Here is a 15313-nt window from a genome sequence, read left to right on the forward strand (position 1 = left end):
AGGACAGAACAATGAAATTCAGTGAACTGTGGTTACGCGAATGGGTTAACCCGGCGATCGACAGCGAAGCGCTGTCCGATCAGATTACCATGGCGGGCCTGGAAGTTGACGGCGTTGAGCCGGTGGCCGGTAGCTTCAACGGCGTGGTCGTCGGTGAAGTGGTCGAGTGCGGCCAGCATCCGAATGCTGACAAACTGCGCGTTACTAAAGTCAATGTCGGCGGCGAGCGTCTGCTGGACATCGTCTGCGGCGCGCCAAACTGCCGTCAGGGCCTGAAGGTGGCCGTCGCGACCATTGGCGCCGTACTGCCGGGCGATTTTAAAATTAAAGCGGCGAAACTGCGCGGCGAACCGTCAGAAGGGATGCTGTGCTCTTTCTCCGAGCTGGGTATTTCCGACGATCATAGCGGTATCATCGAACTGCCGGCCGATGCGCCGATTGGTACCGACATTCGCGAATACCTCAAGCTTGACGACAACACCATCGAAATCAGCGTTACGCCAAACCGCGCCGACTGCCTGGGTATCATCGGCGTGGCGCGCGATGTCGCTGTGCTGAACAAAGCGCCGCTGAACGCGCCGGAAATCACTCCGGTTGCCGCGACCATTGACGACGTGCTGCCGATTCAGGTTGAGGCGCCGCAGGCGTGCCCGCGTTATCTGGGCCGCGTGGTGAAAGGCATCAACGTCAAAGCGCCGACCCCACTGTGGATGAAAGAAAAGCTGCGCCGCTGCGGTATCCGTTCCATCGATGCGGTGGTTGACGTGACCAACTACGTGCTGCTCGAACTGGGTCAGCCGATGCATGCCTTTGACCGCGACCGCATTGACGGCGGTATCGTGGTGCGGATGGCGAAAGAGGGCGAAACGCTGGTGCTGCTGGACGGCTCTGAAGCTAAGCTCGATAGCGATACGCTGGTTATTGCTGACCATAAGAAAGCGCTGGCGATGGGTGGTATCTTCGGCGGCGAACATTCCGGCGTTAACGATGAAACCCAGAACGTGCTGTTGGAATGCGCGTTCTTCAGCCCGCTGTCTATCACCGGTCGCGCGCGCCGTCATGGCCTGCACACCGATGCATCCCATCGCTACGAGCGCGGCGTCGATCCAGCTCTGCAGTATAAAGCGCTGGAGCGTGCGACCCGTCTGCTGATCGACCTGTGCGGCGGTGAAGCCGGCCCGATTATCGATGTAACCAACGAAGAGACGCTGCCAAAACGCGCCACCATCACCCTGCGCCGCAGCAAGCTGGATCGCCTGATTGGCCATCATATCGATGACGCGCAGGTTAGCGACATTCTGCAGCGCCTGGGTTGCGAAGTGACCGTTGGTCAGGACCAGTGGCAGGCCGTTGCGCCAAGCTGGCGTTTCGATATGGAGATCGAAGAAGACCTGGTTGAAGAAGTGGCCCGCGTCTACGGCTACAACAACATTCCTGACGAGCCGGTACAGGCGGGTCTGATTATGGGAACCCACCGTGAAGCGGATCTGTCGCTGAAGCGCGTGAAAACGCTGCTGAACGACAAAGGTTATCAGGAGGTCATTACCTACAGCTTCGTTGACCCGAAAGTACAGCAGCTAATCCACGCCGGTGAAGAGGCGCTGATTCTGCCAAGCCCGATTTCCAGCGAAATGTCGGCGATGCGCCTGTCGCTGTGGACCGGTCTGTTGGGCACCGTCGTCTACAACCAGAACCGTCAACAGAGCCGCGTGCGCATCTTTGAGAGCGGTCTGCGCTTCGTGCCGGATACGCAGGCGCCGCTGGGCATTCGTCAGGATGTGATGCTGGCCGGGGTGATTAGCGGTAACCGCTACGAAGAACACTGGAACCTGGCAAAAGAAACCGTCGATTTCTATGATTTAAAAGGCGATCTGGAATCTGTTCTTGATCTGACCGGTAAATTAGCCGATATCGAATTCCGCGCAGAAGCGGCTACCGCACTGCATCCGGGACAATCCGCGGCGATTTATCTGAAAGGTGAACGCATTGGTTTCATTGGGGTTGTTCATCCGGAACTGGAACGTAAACTGGATCTTAACGGCCGCACTCTGGTGTTCGAAATCGAGTGGAACAAGCTTGCAGACCGCGTGGTGCCTCAGGCGCGCGAAATTTCTCGCTTCCCGGCGAACCGTCGCGATATCGCGGTACTGGTCGCGGAAAACGTCCCTGCAGCCGATGTTTTGGCCGAATGTAAGAAAGTTGGCGTAAATCAGGTAGTTGGCGTAAACTTATTTGACGTGTACCGTGGTAAGGGTGTGGCGGAAGGCTTTAAGAGCCTTGCGATTAGCCTGATCCTTCAGGATACCAGCCGTACACTCGAAGAAGAGGAGATTGCCGCTACCGTTGCCAAATGTGTAGAGGCATTAAGAGAGCGATTCCAGGCATCATTGAGGGATTGAACCTATGGCGCTTACAAAAGCTGAAATGTCAGAATATCTGTTTGATAAGCTTGGGCTTAGCAAGCGGGATGCCAAAGAACTGGTAGAGTTGTTTTTCGAAGAGATCCGTCGTGCTCTGGAAAACGGAGAACAGGTAAAACTCTCCGGGTTTGGCAACTTCGATTTGCGTGATAAGAACCAACGCCCGGGACGTAACCCGAAAACGGGGGAAGATATTCCCATTACAGCCCGGCGTGTGGTGACCTTCAGACCCGGACAGAAGTTAAAAAGCCGTGTCGAAAACGCTTCACCCAGAGAGAAATAATCTGGACTGACTAATTAAAAAGGCCGCTATGCGGCCTTTTTTCTTACCTGTTTTATCTTACGCTTTTACGGCGGTGACCATGATTTCCACCAGGATGTCGGGCCGCGCCATCTCGGCCTGAACGGCCGCCCGCGCTGGGCTATGGCCTTCCGGCATCCACTTCACCCAGACCTCATTAAACGCGGCAAAATCGCGTGAGATATCTTTAAGCCAGATTTGTGCGGAAAGGATGTGCTGCTTGTCGCTACCGGCGGCGACCAGCAGAGCGTCGATCTTCTCCAGTACTTCGCGGGTTTGCAGCGCAATATCATCAGCGCTGCTTTTCGGCGTTTGGCCGGAGAGAAACACCAGGTTGCCGTACTCGACGCTGGAGGAAAGTCGGGGTTGCGGATTATTACGAATAATTGTCATGCGGATTGTTTCCATGTCAGACCATCTAAAGAAATTGCCGGCGCTTCGCCATCGAGGAGTGCTCCCAGTATCACGGCGCTGCCGGCCGCGAGCGTAAAACCAAGGCTACCCTGGCCGAGATTCATCCACAGATTCTGGTATCCGGCGCGCCCCAGCATCGGTGGGCCCGCTGGCGTCGACGGGCGCATACCGGTCCAGGCTTCAGCCTCATCCAGCCCCTGCAGATCGGGGAAGCTGTTCGCGACGATATTTTTCAGCGCCTGAACGCGGCTATCCCGTATTTCTTCACCGTCGTAGCCGATATCCACCATCGCCGCGATGCGTAACCGATCGCCCAGGCGGGCGTAAACGATTTTGTGTCCGTAGTCAGTCACGCTGATATCCGGCGCGATCCCGGCCTCTTTAGGGTAGGGAAGGGTCAGGCTGTATCCCTTCAGCGCGCACAGCGGCACGCGCACGCCCAGATGACCCAGCAGTGGGCCGCTACCGTTGCCGGCGGCGACGACATAATCATCGCCGGTTATTGTACCGCGGCTGGTCTCAAGCGAACTGATGCGCCCGTCGCGCTTATTGAGCCGCAGCACCTCGCAGTGGGTGAGTAGGCTGAAGTTGCTGCTGGCATTGAGTTTGTCGAGCAGGGCGAGGCAGAATGTATGGCAGTCTGCCGTTTCATCTCCCGGTGAATAAATCCCGCCTTGTAGCGACTGGCTGATGTGTTTCAGGGCCGGTTCCAGTTGCAGGCAGGCTTCGGCGCTCAGGGCATGCTGATACTGGGGATTAATCCCTTTTGCCGCTTTATGAAAGTCGTACTCCCGGCGATGGATAATGAGTTTACCGCTACGCCGCCAGTGAAAATCAGCAAGATTATCTTCATCAAGCCACGACTGCATAACCTGACGGCTGAGCAGGGATAAGCGTAAAATATGATCGCCGTTAATTTTGTTGCTTTGGCTATTGCAGGCGCGCAGGAAATGCAACAGCCAGCGCCACTGCTGGAAAGACATTTGCAGGCGCATATTCAGCGGCGAATCGGCTTTGCCCATCCATTTAATCCCCTGCAGGGGGACGCCACGGTCGGCAAGCGGCGCCACGTAGCGGTAGCTTAATTGCCCGCCGTTGGCGAAACTTGTGGCGCTGCCCGGCTCGGCGTTGCGCTCCAGTAGCTGCACCTGGTGTCCGCTCTTAATTAATACCCAGGCGGTGGCCAGCCCTACCACGCCGCCGCCGATAATCACAATGCGTTTTTTCATAACCTGATATATCCACCGCTGATAAATATCTTGCGGTTATGTCAAAGCATTTACCCCAGCGGCGCAATTGACTTTTTATGGTCAGGGTATAACTGCAGGTTAATTTCTTTGAGCTGTTGACGCAGCTGTTTACACAGAAAATCGACAAATTTCTGGGTGATTGGGCTGAGCGAAACATCGGCGCGACGCAGCAGGCATAGGTTGATTTTCATCGGCGGCGTAATCGGGTGAATCATCTCCGGCGACAGATTATGCCGCGCCGAGAAGATATCGGTGATGCTGCAGCCGATACCGCGCTTCACGAACTCGGTGGCCATGTAGTAGGTCTGTACATTAAGCCGGGTAGTGGAAAAATCACGGCGGGTGGCGATGGCGGCAGAGAGCGAATGCGGCCCCGGCGATATCCAGCGCTGCTGATCGATCTCTTTGATGTCCACCGCGCCTTGTCGGTAGTCGCGGTCGATATAGACCAGCGGCACTTCGGCAATCAGGGTGGTGATGATCTCCCCCTGCTGGACCGGCTGCAGCGTCAGCGCTAAATCTATTTCGCGCAGATCCAATTTCTTGACCAGCGTCTCAGTATGCTCGGTGGTTAAGGTCATCACCAGATTACTGTTTTGTTGATAAAAATCGGTCACCAGCTCCGGCACCAGGCTTAATCCGAGGCTTGGTAAACAGCCTAAGGTAATTTTGGCGCGCGGATCGCGGGCCAGATTATCCGCCAGCAGGCGCAGGTTATCGAGATCCTGATAAATGCTCTGCGCTTTTTCAAAAAGTGTGAGCGCTTCGCTACTTGGCAGCAGCTTACCCCGTACCCGCTGAAACAGCTTAAAACCGAGCTTAAGCTCGGCGTTTTTTAACGCTTTACTGGCGGCCGGCTGGGAGATATTCAGCGATTCCGCCGCACGTGAAAGAGAGCCGCAAGTCATCACGGCGTAGAAGATTTCCAGATGGCGCAGTTTCATGAACAGTTAACTCAGGGTTATAGCTTGCCGATAAAAAGTCATTTTCTACTAACACTAAATTAACATAAATTTAATCACCAATCAGCGCTCCGGTTACATATTGTGCTGCTGGTACCGTCTTCAGGCGGTCTTTTACGTTCTCAGAACCATTCCCTTTGTACCCTACAAACCCTCAGGCCATGAAGCCAATAATGATAACGAGGGGGGATATTTTCTGAGCAGGCCCGAATACGCCAACCTGCAATCGTGGTCGGTTCTAATGGCTTTAAGGAGTTATATGAGTGACTCAACGCTCGCTGGCAATACGCTCGCCAGACGAAATATCACAAGAAAAAACGTTATTATTGGCCTGTTATTGGTGCTGTTTGTGTTGACCGCGTGGTGGTGCCATGGCCGCCCGAGTAATGAACTCGGCCTGTTGGGCTTTACGCCATTAGTGGCGTTAGCGGTGCTGTCTCTGGTCGGTGTCGATATTGTGCTGGCGGTGATTTCTTCAATTATTATCGCCATGATTATGACCTCCACCGGGTTGCCGGAAATGGGCACCATGCTGGCGAAATCCACCGGTTCATTTATCGCCACCGTCGGGCTGATTATTATGCTCGGCGCCGGGGTGGGCGAAGTCGCCACCCGTACCGGCGCCGCGGTTGAGTTAGTGAAATTTGTGGTTCACCGCATCGGCCTGTCCAGCCAGACCCGAGTGAAGTTTGGCATTGTGGTGTCCTCGATTTTAATCTGCGGCTCGCTGGGGACGATGGCTGGTGGTAACGCGATTATTGTCGCGGTGATCATCCCGGTGGCGGCAGCGGTACGCCTGACTCCGCCGACGGTGGCCGCGCTGATGATGACCGCCGGATCCGTGGGATTGTTTACCGGGCCGTTTACCCCCAGCACCGTGACTATCCTGAGCCTCGGCGGATTAAGCTATCCGGATTATCTGCTGTACGTGGGGCTGCCGATGAGCGCGGTGACGCTGCTGGCTGGCTGGGTGATGGCGGGGCGGATCCAGAAGATGACCGAAGGAAAACTACGCTATGAAGTCGATCTCACGGAGAAGCCAACAGAAGCACTGAGCGCTGCGCAGCTGCGTCGGCGTAAGCTCAGCGCGTTGGCCTTCGCGGCAACGATTATTGTGATGGCGGTCATTGGCGTGGTGATCAAAGCCGGATTCAGCTTTGCGATTATCGTGATGCTGCTGGTGGCCTTGATTACCGGGCTGGTGGGCGGCCTGCGTCCGACGCAGATCCTGCAGGCGCTGTACCACGGTTGTGGCCGTCTGGTGTGGATGTTTATCCTCTACTGGCTGTATAACCCGATCCTGGAGCTGATGGATGGCCTTCATGCCTATCAGGGGCTGCTCGACTATACCCAGCCGCTGCTGGAAGGTATTTCGCCTGCCTGGCTGTGCTTTTGCATCTTCGCTTTCAATATTATTGGCCACGTACCGGGGGCGGCGGTGGCGCAGATGACCTTCACCCACAAAATTTTCGGCCCGATGCTAATGGCCGCCGGCGTGCCGCCGCAGGGGACTACCGCGGTGTTACTGGCCTCTTCGCAGGTCGACTGGTTTGGCCCATTCCCCTCTTCGGATATGTTTGGTCAAATGGGGCTGGCGCAGTCTACCCACCTGAAATACATGCTGTATAACGGCTGGGCGATTGTGGTGGCGAATATCATTCTCTTCGCGTTACTGTTCCAGGTATTGGTGTAAATTCCATTCCCACGCTGGCGTCACGAGGAGCGCTGGCGCCAGCGTGGTGATGACTCTGAGTTTTTCCTTTTCTCCCCGCCATCGTCACCGTAAAATCAATCACCTCGCTCACTTGCCTCCGGGACTTATGCAGACCTTTGCCGATATTCAACAGCGCCATAACCGTCGTTGGCTAACCGCCTTAACGCTGATCCTGCTCGTCACATTGACTATTAGCCTGTGCGCCGGCGACCAATGGATCCCGCCGCAGGAGTGGTTTAGCGCCAAAGGCGAGCTGTTTATCTGGCAAATCCGTCTGCCCCGCACGCTGGCGGTGCTGTTAGTGGGGGCGGCGCTGGCGCTTTCCGGCGCGATCATGCAGGCGCTGTTTGAAAACCCGCTGGCGGAGCCGGGACTGTTGGGCGTCTCTAACGGCGCGGGCGTTGGGCTGATTGCCGCCGTGCTGTTAGGCCACGGCGTGTTACCCATGTGGGCGCTGGGGCTGTGCGCCATTGCCGGCGCGCTGCTGATTACCTTTATTCTGCTCCGTTTCGCCCGGCGTCATCTGTCCACCAGCCGTTTGCTGCTGGCGGGCGTCGCGCTCGGTATTATTTGTAGCGCGTTGATGACCTGGGCGGTCTATTTCTCAACCTCGTTTGACCTGCGCCAGCTGATGTACTGGATGATGGGCGGTTTTGGCGGTGTCGACTGGCAGCAGCTGTGGCTGATGCTGGCGCTGCTACCGGTTCTGCTGTGGGTATGCTGGCAGTCGCAGCCGCTAAATTTATTGGCGTTGGGCGAAGTCTCGGCGCGTCAGCTCGGCCTGCCGCTGTGGCTATGGCGGAAATTACTGGTGGTGGCCACCGGCTGGCTGGTCGGCGTCAGCGTGGCGCTGGCGGGGGCGATTGGCTTTATTGGTCTGGTGATCCCGCATATTTTGCGTCTGTGCGGCCTGAGCGATCATCGGGTGCTGCTTCCCGCCTGCCTGTTAGCTGGCGCCAGCGCGCTGCTCGGCGCCGATATCATCGCCCGGCTGGCGTTATCGGCGGCGGAATTACCGATCGGCGTGGTGACGGCGACGCTGGGGGCGCCGGTGTTCATCTGGTTGCTGCTGCGTTCAGGGCGACGGGGGTAGGGAGACGCCGTCATCATGGACGGCGTCGGGTGACGATTACCAGCCTTTGATGGCATCGCCTTTATAGACTTCCTGCGCTTTATCGGCGACCTCCCTGGTCTGGAAGGCCTCTTTCAGCTCCTGAATTTTCTTGCTGTCTTTATTATCTTCGCGCGCCACAATCGCATTGACATAAGGTGAATCCGGGCCTTCCATAAACAGGCCATCGCGGGCGGCGGATAAACCGACCTGCGCCGAGAAATTAGTGTTGATGATGGCCAGCGTTACGTTCGGGTCGTCGAGCGTACGGGTCAGCTGCGGAGTATCGACTTCGACAATCTTCAGATGTTTCGGGTTATCAATGATATCCAGCGTAGTGGGCAGATAGCCTACGCCGTCTTTCAACTTGATTAATCCTTGCGCCTGTAACAGCAGCAGGCTGCGGCCAAGCGTGGTGGTTTCGTTAGAGATAGAGACGGTCGCGCCGTCAGGCAGTTCGCTGATATTTTTGATTTTGCGCGAATAGGCGGCAATCGGGAAGACGAATGTTTTACCGACGATGGCGAATTTATAGCCGCGCTCTTTCGACTGCGCCTCGAGATAGGGCAGCGTCTGGAAGGCGTTGGCGTCGACATCCTTATTATTTAATGCTTCATTCGGCAGGACGTAATCATTGAAAGAGATAACCTCAACGTCGAGGTTATATTTGTCTTTCGCTACCTGCTCTACGACTTTCCAGATAGCTTCATCCGGGCCGGTATTGATCGCGACTTTCACTTTATTGTTATCGTCCGGAGAGCAGGCGGATAACAGCGCCACCGATGTGGCGATTAACACCGAGCTTAACAACTTCTTCATCTCTAAAAACTCTCTTAAATTAACAAGTAACGAAACACTATTACATACTTTTCACACTGTACACTGATTTGTCCGCTGCGGATATTGAGAGGAATTCATGTTGCCGTTGGCAAGCGCAGCGCTGTCACATCAAGCGACATTTGCCCGCGAATCAAAGTAGAATCAAGCGCGTTGAATCCGCTACAGTAGATAGGGATCTCCTTAACCTGCATTATTGACTGAGGGAAGGCTATGCAACACGACATTCTTAATACCGAAGTGACGACCATCGATGGCGAGAAAACCACCCTGGCAGCGTATGCCGGAAAGGTGCTGCTGATCGTCAACGTGGCCTCAAAATGCGGCCTCACGCCGCAGTATGAGCAACTGGAAGCGCTGCAAGAAGAGTTTGCCCCGCAGGGATTTAGCGTCCTTGGCTTCCCATGTAACCAGTTTCTCGGACAGGAGCCGGGCAGCGAAGAAGAGATTAAAACGTTCTGCAGCATGACCTACGGCGTCACCTTCCCGCTGTTCAGTAAAATTGACGTCAACGGCGAACATCGCGCGCCGCTGTATCAAAAATTGATTGCCGCCGCCCCGAAGGCCGTCGCACCGGAAGGGAGCGGGTTTTATGAGCGGATGGCCAGTAAAGGGCGCGCTCCGCTGTACGTTGATGACATCCTGTGGAACTTTGAAAAATTCCTCGTTGGCCGCGATGGCCAGGTCATTCAGCGTTTCTCGCCGGATATGACGCCGGACGATCCGCAACTGCTGGCTGCGGTAAAAGGAGCATTAGCGCAATAATGCCGTTTTTGATGCAGCTACAGGATGTAGCGGAAGCGGGGCGGCTGTCGCCGTTTACCGCTGACGTGCGGCCCGGAGAGATAGTCCATCTGGTGGGGCCGAATGGCGCCGGCAAAAGTACCCTGCTGGCGCGCATGGCCGGGCTGACCAGCGGTCCCGGTTTGATTACGCTTAACCAGCGGGCGCTGGCTCAGTGGCCCGCAGCGGAGCTTGCCCGCCATCGCGCCTATCTGAGCCAGCAGCAGCTCCCGCCCTTCGCGATGCCGGTGTGGCACTATCTGTCGTTACATATGCAGGATAGCGCCCCGCAGGAGTTGCTCAACGAGATTGCCGGGCAACTGGGCTTAAGCGATAAGCTGGGGCGCCAGGTCAACCAGATCTCCGGCGGCGAGTGGCAGCGGGTGCGTCTGGCGGCGGTGATCCTGCAGATTCACCGGCGCGCGAATCCAGCCGGGCAGCTGTTGTTATTGGATGAACCAATGAACAGCCTTGATGTGGCGCAGCAGGCGGCGCTGGATAACGTGTTGGCGTCGCTGTGCGCGCTGGGGATCGCTATCGTGATGAGCAGCCACGATCTCAACCATACATTGCGTCATGCGCAGAGGGCGTGGCTCATTTGTGAGGGGCAGATGATTGCCTGCGGGGAAACGTACGAGGTGTTAAGTGAAGAGAATTTGACCGCCGCTTATCATATCGCTTTCCAGCGGGTGGAAGTCGCGGGTCATCTTATGCTCGTGGCGTCACAGTAGCGGGTAAGGATCTTGCCTGTAAGCCGCTAAACAAGCTAAATTATTGCAATAACAGGACAGGGAACAGAGGAATCGTCTGAGATGCGTGTGTGGTTCATTCTTATTGCGGCGATGGTGCTGGCAGGCTGTAGCAGCCACCGCGCGCCGCCGCCGAATCCACGGCTGGCTGATTCCATTACCGTGGTAGCCAATCTCAATGAGCAATTGCGCAACTGGCGCGGCGCGCCGTACCGCTATGGCGGCATGACGCCACGCGGCGTCGACTGCTCGGGCTTTGTGGTACGCACGTTCCGTGACAAATTCGCCATGCAGCTGCCGCGGGAAACTCGCGAGCAGGCGGAAATCGGCACCCGTATTGATAAAAGCGATCTGTTGCCCGGCGACCTGGTGTTTTTCAAAACCGGCTCCGGCGAAAGCGGCCTGCACGTCGGTATCTATGATACCGACAATCAATTTATTCACGCCTCCACCAGCCAGGGCGTAACCCGCTCGTCGCTGGACAACGTCTACTGGAATAAGAAATTCTGGCAGGCGAGGCGCATTTAACCCGCATCTGGCGAGAAAAGGGAGCGAGAGCTCCCTTTTTTAATTGCCATAACCCTGCAGTTCGCCCGTGTTAATCCCCTGTTGAAGGCACTACACTGGCGCCAGGAGGAACCATGACCCTGTCTTTTACTACTCACTGGCGCGATCGGCTGCCGGGTTTTTACACTTCACTGGCGCCCACGCCGCTGGATAACGCGCGTCTCATCTGGCGCAACACCTCTCTGGCGCAAACGCTGGGCGTCCCGGAGACGTTATTTAATCCGCAACATGGGGCGGGCGTCTGGGGAGGCGAAGCGGTGCTGCCGGGTATGTCGCCGCTGGCGCAGGTCTATAGCGGCCATCAGTTCGGCGCCTGGGCAGGTCAGCTTGGCGACGGGCGCGGAATTCTGCTTGGCGAGCAGCAGTTGCCGGATGGTCAACGTTTTGACTGGCACCTTAAAGGCGCCGGTCTGACGCCCTATTCGCGAATGGGCGATGGCCGGGCGGTACTGCGCTCGACTATCCGCGAAAGCCTTGCCAGCGAAGCAATGCATGCGCTGGGGATCCCAACCACCCGCGCGCTGGCGATGGTGACCAGCGACACGCCGGTTTACCGCGAACGCGAAGAACGCGGCACCATGCTGATGCGCATCGCCGAAAGCCACGTCCGCTTTGGCCATTTCGAACATTTTTACTATCGTCGCGAAGCGGAAAAAGTTCAGCAGCTGGCAGATTATGTGATTGAACACCACTGGCCGCAGCTGCAGCAGGAGGCGGATAAGTATATTCTTTGGTTCCGTGACGTTGTCACGCGTACCGCGGAAATGATCGCCTGCTGGCAGACCGTTGGCTTTGCCCACGGGGTGATGAATACCGATAATATGTCGATTCTTGGCCTGACCATGGATTATGGTCCGTATGGCTTCCTCGATGATTTCCAGCCCGGTTTTATCTGTAACCACTCTGATTACCAGGGGCGCTACAGCTTTGATAACCAACCGGCGGTAGGGTTGTGGAACCTGCAGCGTCTGGCCCAGTCGCTCTCGCCGTTCATCAGCGCCGACGCGCTGAACGCGGCGCTGGATGACTATCAGCCTGCCTTATTGACTGCCTACGGCCGCCGCATGCGCGACAAACTCGGCTTCTATACTCAGCAAACCGGTGATAACACTCTGCTTGATGGACTGTTCAGTCTGATGGAACGTGAAGGGAGTGACTACACTCGTACCTTCCGGATGCTGAGCCAAAGCGAGCAGCACAGCGCGGCATCGCCGCTGCGTGATGAGTTTATCGACCGCGCGGCCTTTGATAGCTGGTTTGCCGACTACCGGGCGCGGCTGCGCGATGAACAGATCGACGATAGCGAACGCCAGCAGCGGATGCAGGGCGTCAACCCGGCGCTGGTGCTACGCAACTGGCTGGCGCAGCGGGCGATAGAAAAAGCCGAAGATGGCGACATGGGCGAGCTGGAACGTCTGCATGAAGCCCTCGCGCAGCCGTTCGCCGATCGTACAGATGATTATGCCAGCCGCCCGCCTGACTGGGGTAAACATCTGGAAGTGAGCTGCTCCAGCTAACCGTAAAGCCTCGCCATCGCGCGGGGTTTTATTTGGTCAAAATTAGCTTACCGGCGTGGGTCTGGCGCAGCAGATAGCGCTGACCGTCATGTTCGATCACCACGCGACCTTCCGCACCCAACAGCGTCCGGCTGCTGATTTGGCGATCGCTGGCAAGGGGATAGGGAGCATTGTCTTTCGTTTTCTCAGCTGTGGCAGTGTTATCCATACGCGTCATAGCACCAAAATAAAAATAAAAGCAACAATGATAATCATTATCAGTAATGTTAATTTTCACGGCAAGCCTTTTTTGTTGTGGCTTACCATTTCAGGTAGTTATTGCGCAGAGGATGAACGGCGAGCGGTGAAATCCCGCCGCGAGCGCGGCGGGGAGAGGGATTACAACCGTGTAGCGGTGGCTGCAGCCAGTTCAGCGAGCATTTTTTCGCTATCTTCCCAGCTCAGGCACGGGTCGGTAATCGACTGGCCCCAGATCAGCGGCTGACCGGGGATCACTTTTTGCGTCCCTTCGGCGAGGAAGCTCTCCGCCATGATCCCGGCAATGGCGGTGGAGCCCTCGCGGATCTGCTGGCAGATATTGGCGCACACTTCCAGTTGACGGCGATGCTGCTTCTGACAATTGCCATGGCTGAAGTCGACGACCAGTTGCTCAGGGAGATCGAATTCCCGTAGCGCTTCGCCGGCGGCGGCGATATCCGCAGCATGATAATTTGGCCGTTTACCGCCGCGCATAATGATATGGCCGTACGGGTTACCGCTGGTCTGGTAGATGGTCATCTGGCCCTGTTTATCCGGTGACAGGAACATATGGCTGGCGCGCGAGGCGCGTATCGCGTCGACCGCGATACGGGTGTTGCCGTCGGTTCCGTTTTTAAAACCAACCGGGCAGGAGAGCGCCGAGGCCATCTCGCGGTGGATTTGGCTTTCGGTGGTGCGCGCGCCGATGGCGCCCCAGCTAATAAGATCGGCGATAAACTGCCCGGTCACCATATCCAGGAATTCGGTGGCGGTGGGGATACCCAGCTCGTTGATCTGCAGCAGCAGACGACGCGCCAGTTCGATACCGTGATTGACCCGGTAGCTGCCGTTGAGATCGGGGTCGGAAATAAGACCTTTCCAGCCCACGACGGTGCGCGGTTTTTCGAAATAGGTGCGCATGACAATTTCCAGCTGCGGCTGGTAACGTTCGCGCATGCCCTGCAGGCGGCGCGCATATTCCAGCGCCGCTTCAGGGTCGTGAATGGAGCAGGGGCCGATAATTACCAGCAGGCGGCGGTCTTCGCCGTTGAGGATTTTTTCAATCCGCCGACGGGAGGCGGAGACGTGGGCGGCAACCTCGGCCGTCACGGGATGGCGCTGCGCCAGTTCCGCGGGCGTTACCAGGCTTTCAATGCGCGCGGTACGCAATTCGTCTGTTTTATTCATTGGGGTCTCAAAAATCTGTTTCTTCCGCGGCGAAAATGCCGGGAAGTGATGCGCATCACGATAAACCAATCCCTGCTTATTGCAAGAGCAGGGCATGATCCTGTATAGGCCACGAGCGATAGCATAAACAAATTTTCAATAATGTACTAGTGTATTAGTACATCCTGCGATTCAGCCCCATGATATCCATGATTTTGGTGGCAATTTCCTCTACCGAATAGTTGGTGCTGTTGAGGCAGGGGATCTTGTTTTTGCGGTACAACGCTTCGACTTCGGTCACTTCCATGCGGCACTGGCGCAACGAGGCGTAGCGGCTATTTTCCCGGCGCTCTTCGCGGATTGCCGCCAGTCGCTCCGGGTTAATCGTCAGGCCGAACATCTTGTGCTGCAGCGGCTTTAACGAGGCCGGGAGAACCAGATTGTCCATATCGTCGGCGATAAAAGGGTAGTTAGCGGCGCGAATACCGTATTGCATGGCCAGATACAGGCTGGTCGGCGTTTTGCCGCAGCGCGAAACGCCGAGCAGGATCACCTGCGCCTGATCGAGATTGCGCAGCGAGATGCCATCATCGTGGGCAAGCGTGTAATCGATGGCGGCGATACGCGCATCGTATTTAATCAGGTTACCGGGATTCAGGCCGTGGGTGCGGTGAGCCACCGGCGTGGGATCCAGATGTAACTCTTGTTGCAGCGGGGCTACCAGCGCCTGCACGATATCCTGACAAAACCCCTCGCTTTGCAAAATAATGTCGCGAATTTCGGGGATAACGATGGAATAGAAGACCAGCGGCCGGATGCCGGTTTGTTGAAAAATGGCATCGATTTGCTCTTTAACCGCCCGGGCGCGGCTGACGTTTTCGACGAACGGCAGGGTTACGCTACTGATAGCCACCGGGAATTGCGACATTACCGCATGGCCTAAAACTTCCGCCGTAATAGCGGTACCGTCAGAAATATAAAATACGTGGCGATCTACAGCACTGTCCATTTTGACCATCCGGTATAATTATCTAAAAGCAGAGTAAATTTAAGCACAGAGCTTTAACCTTTGTCTCACTTAAAAAAAATGAAACGCTATTTTTGTTTTTAATGAAATGGCAGGTCCAGTTTCTGATTTTGCCCATTATTTGTATCAAATATCAATAGATTTCATTTTAATCATAGAGTTAGACAATTCTGGAAAACAATCCGAAAAACAGAAAATTAATTTGCTTGAACGATTCACCGTTTTTTTCAGCGGCATAAATATGTCAGGATGAATAC

At 56.0% G+C, this 15313-nt stretch carries 16 protein-coding genes; 8 read left to right on the forward strand and 8 right to left on the reverse strand.

Going from position 1 to position 15313, the window contains the following annotated elements; translation table 11 throughout:
* Positions 1-11: 11 nt before the first annotated feature.
* Positions 12-2399 carry a phenylalanine--tRNA ligase subunit beta gene (pheT, locus tag AC2CGP_RS22160; RefSeq protein WP_032711430.1) on the forward strand — a complete coding sequence of 796 codons (2388 nt, stop codon included), beginning with the start codon at positions 12-14 and terminating at the stop codon, positions 2397-2399.
* 4 nt (positions 2400-2403) lie between these two features.
* Positions 2404-2703 (forward strand): integration host factor subunit alpha, encoded by a 300-nt coding sequence (gene ihfA, locus AC2CGP_RS22165; protein ID WP_015367042.1) that lies wholly within the window; start codon positions 2404-2406, stop codon positions 2701-2703.
* Between the two features lie 57 nt (positions 2704-2760).
* Here ihfA and AC2CGP_RS22170 read toward each other — a convergent pair whose 3' ends face one another.
* The 3 genes from AC2CGP_RS22170 to admX are packed head-to-tail and all read right to left on the reverse strand — an operon-like array spanning position 2761 to position 5329.
* Positions 2761-3114, reverse strand: coding sequence for a RidA family protein (locus AC2CGP_RS22170; protein ID WP_080962791.1), 354 nt, complete (start codon positions 3112-3114; stop codon positions 2761-2763).
* Positions 3111-4376, reverse strand: a complete 1266-nt coding sequence (locus AC2CGP_RS22175; protein WP_323133822.1) for a D-amino acid dehydrogenase — start codon at positions 4374-4376, stop codon at positions 3111-3113. Before AC2CGP_RS22175 ends, AC2CGP_RS22170 begins: the two co-directional genes overlap by 4 nt.
* Before the next feature lie 38 nt (positions 4377-4414).
* Positions 4415-5329, reverse strand: a complete 915-nt coding sequence (gene admX, locus AC2CGP_RS22180) for an HTH-type transcriptional regulator AdmX (RefSeq protein ID WP_015705115.1) — start codon at positions 5327-5329, stop codon at positions 4415-4417.
* A 277-nt stretch (positions 5330-5606) separates the two neighbouring features.
* Between admX and AC2CGP_RS22185 the strand changes: the two genes are divergently transcribed.
* Positions 5607-7040: a hypothetical protein gene (locus AC2CGP_RS22185; protein WP_015367038.1), complete on the forward strand. Its 1434-nt coding sequence runs from the start codon at positions 5607-5609 to the stop codon at positions 7038-7040.
* Positions 7041-7167: 127 nt separating this feature from the next.
* The gene (gene btuC / locus AC2CGP_RS22190; protein ID WP_015367036.1) at positions 7168-8154 is read left to right on the forward strand and encodes a vitamin B12 ABC transporter permease BtuC; all 987 of its coding nucleotides are present in this window, start codon (positions 7168-7170) and stop codon (positions 8152-8154) included.
* A gap of 36 nt (positions 8155-8190) precedes the next feature.
* Here btuC and AC2CGP_RS22195 read toward each other — a convergent pair whose 3' ends face one another.
* Positions 8191-8991, reverse strand: coding sequence for a MetQ/NlpA family ABC transporter substrate-binding protein (locus tag AC2CGP_RS22195; protein ID WP_015367035.1), 801 nt, complete (start codon positions 8989-8991; stop codon positions 8191-8193).
* Between the two features lie 231 nt (positions 8992-9222).
* Between AC2CGP_RS22195 and AC2CGP_RS22200 the strand changes: the two genes are divergently transcribed.
* The 4 genes from AC2CGP_RS22200 to selO all read left to right on the forward strand — a co-directional run bounded on the left by AC2CGP_RS22200 (position 9223) and on the right by selO (position 12625).
* Complete coding sequence (locus tag AC2CGP_RS22200; RefSeq protein ID WP_015367033.1) at positions 9223-9774, forward strand: glutathione peroxidase; 552 nt, start codon at positions 9223-9225, stop codon at positions 9772-9774.
* On the forward strand, positions 9774-10523 hold the full coding sequence (gene btuD, locus AC2CGP_RS22205) for a vitamin B12 ABC transporter ATP-binding protein BtuD (RefSeq protein ID WP_020079093.1): 750 nt from the start codon (positions 9774-9776) through the stop codon (positions 10521-10523). Before AC2CGP_RS22200 ends, btuD begins: the two co-directional genes overlap by 1 nt.
* Positions 10524-10604: 81 nt before the next feature.
* Positions 10605-11069 carry an NlpC/P60 family protein gene (locus AC2CGP_RS22210; protein WP_015367031.1) on the forward strand — a complete coding sequence of 155 codons (465 nt, stop codon included), beginning with the start codon at positions 10605-10607 and terminating at the stop codon, positions 11067-11069.
* A gap of 113 nt (positions 11070-11182) precedes the next feature.
* Positions 11183-12625 (forward strand): protein adenylyltransferase SelO, encoded by a 1443-nt coding sequence (selO, locus tag AC2CGP_RS22215; RefSeq protein WP_213759710.1) that lies wholly within the window; start codon positions 11183-11185, stop codon positions 12623-12625.
* A gap of 28 nt (positions 12626-12653) precedes the next feature.
* Here selO and hemP read toward each other — a convergent pair whose 3' ends face one another.
* From hemP to AC2CGP_RS22235, 4 genes are all read right to left on the reverse strand, one after another.
* Positions 12654-12833 (reverse strand): hemin uptake protein HemP, encoded by a 180-nt coding sequence (gene hemP / locus AC2CGP_RS22220; protein ID WP_026612342.1) that lies wholly within the window; start codon positions 12831-12833, stop codon positions 12654-12656.
* A gap of 170 nt (positions 12834-13003) precedes the next feature.
* Positions 13004-14050 (reverse strand): 3-deoxy-7-phosphoheptulonate synthase AroH, encoded by a 1047-nt coding sequence (gene aroH / locus AC2CGP_RS22225; protein WP_032709933.1) that lies wholly within the window; start codon positions 14048-14050, stop codon positions 13004-13006.
* A 154-nt stretch (positions 14051-14204) separates the two neighbouring features.
* Positions 14205-15038, reverse strand: coding sequence for a posphoenolpyruvate synthetase regulatory kinase/phosphorylase PpsR (gene ppsR / locus AC2CGP_RS22230; protein WP_015367027.1), 834 nt, complete (start codon positions 15036-15038; stop codon positions 14205-14207).
* 144 nt (positions 15039-15182) lie between these two features.
* Positions 15183-15293, reverse strand: coding sequence for a hypothetical protein (locus AC2CGP_RS22235; RefSeq protein ID WP_072201375.1), 111 nt, complete (start codon positions 15291-15293; stop codon positions 15183-15185).
* Positions 15294-15313 lie beyond the last annotated feature (20 nt).

The organism is Klebsiella sp. SYXHC3 (genome assembly GCF_057196925.1).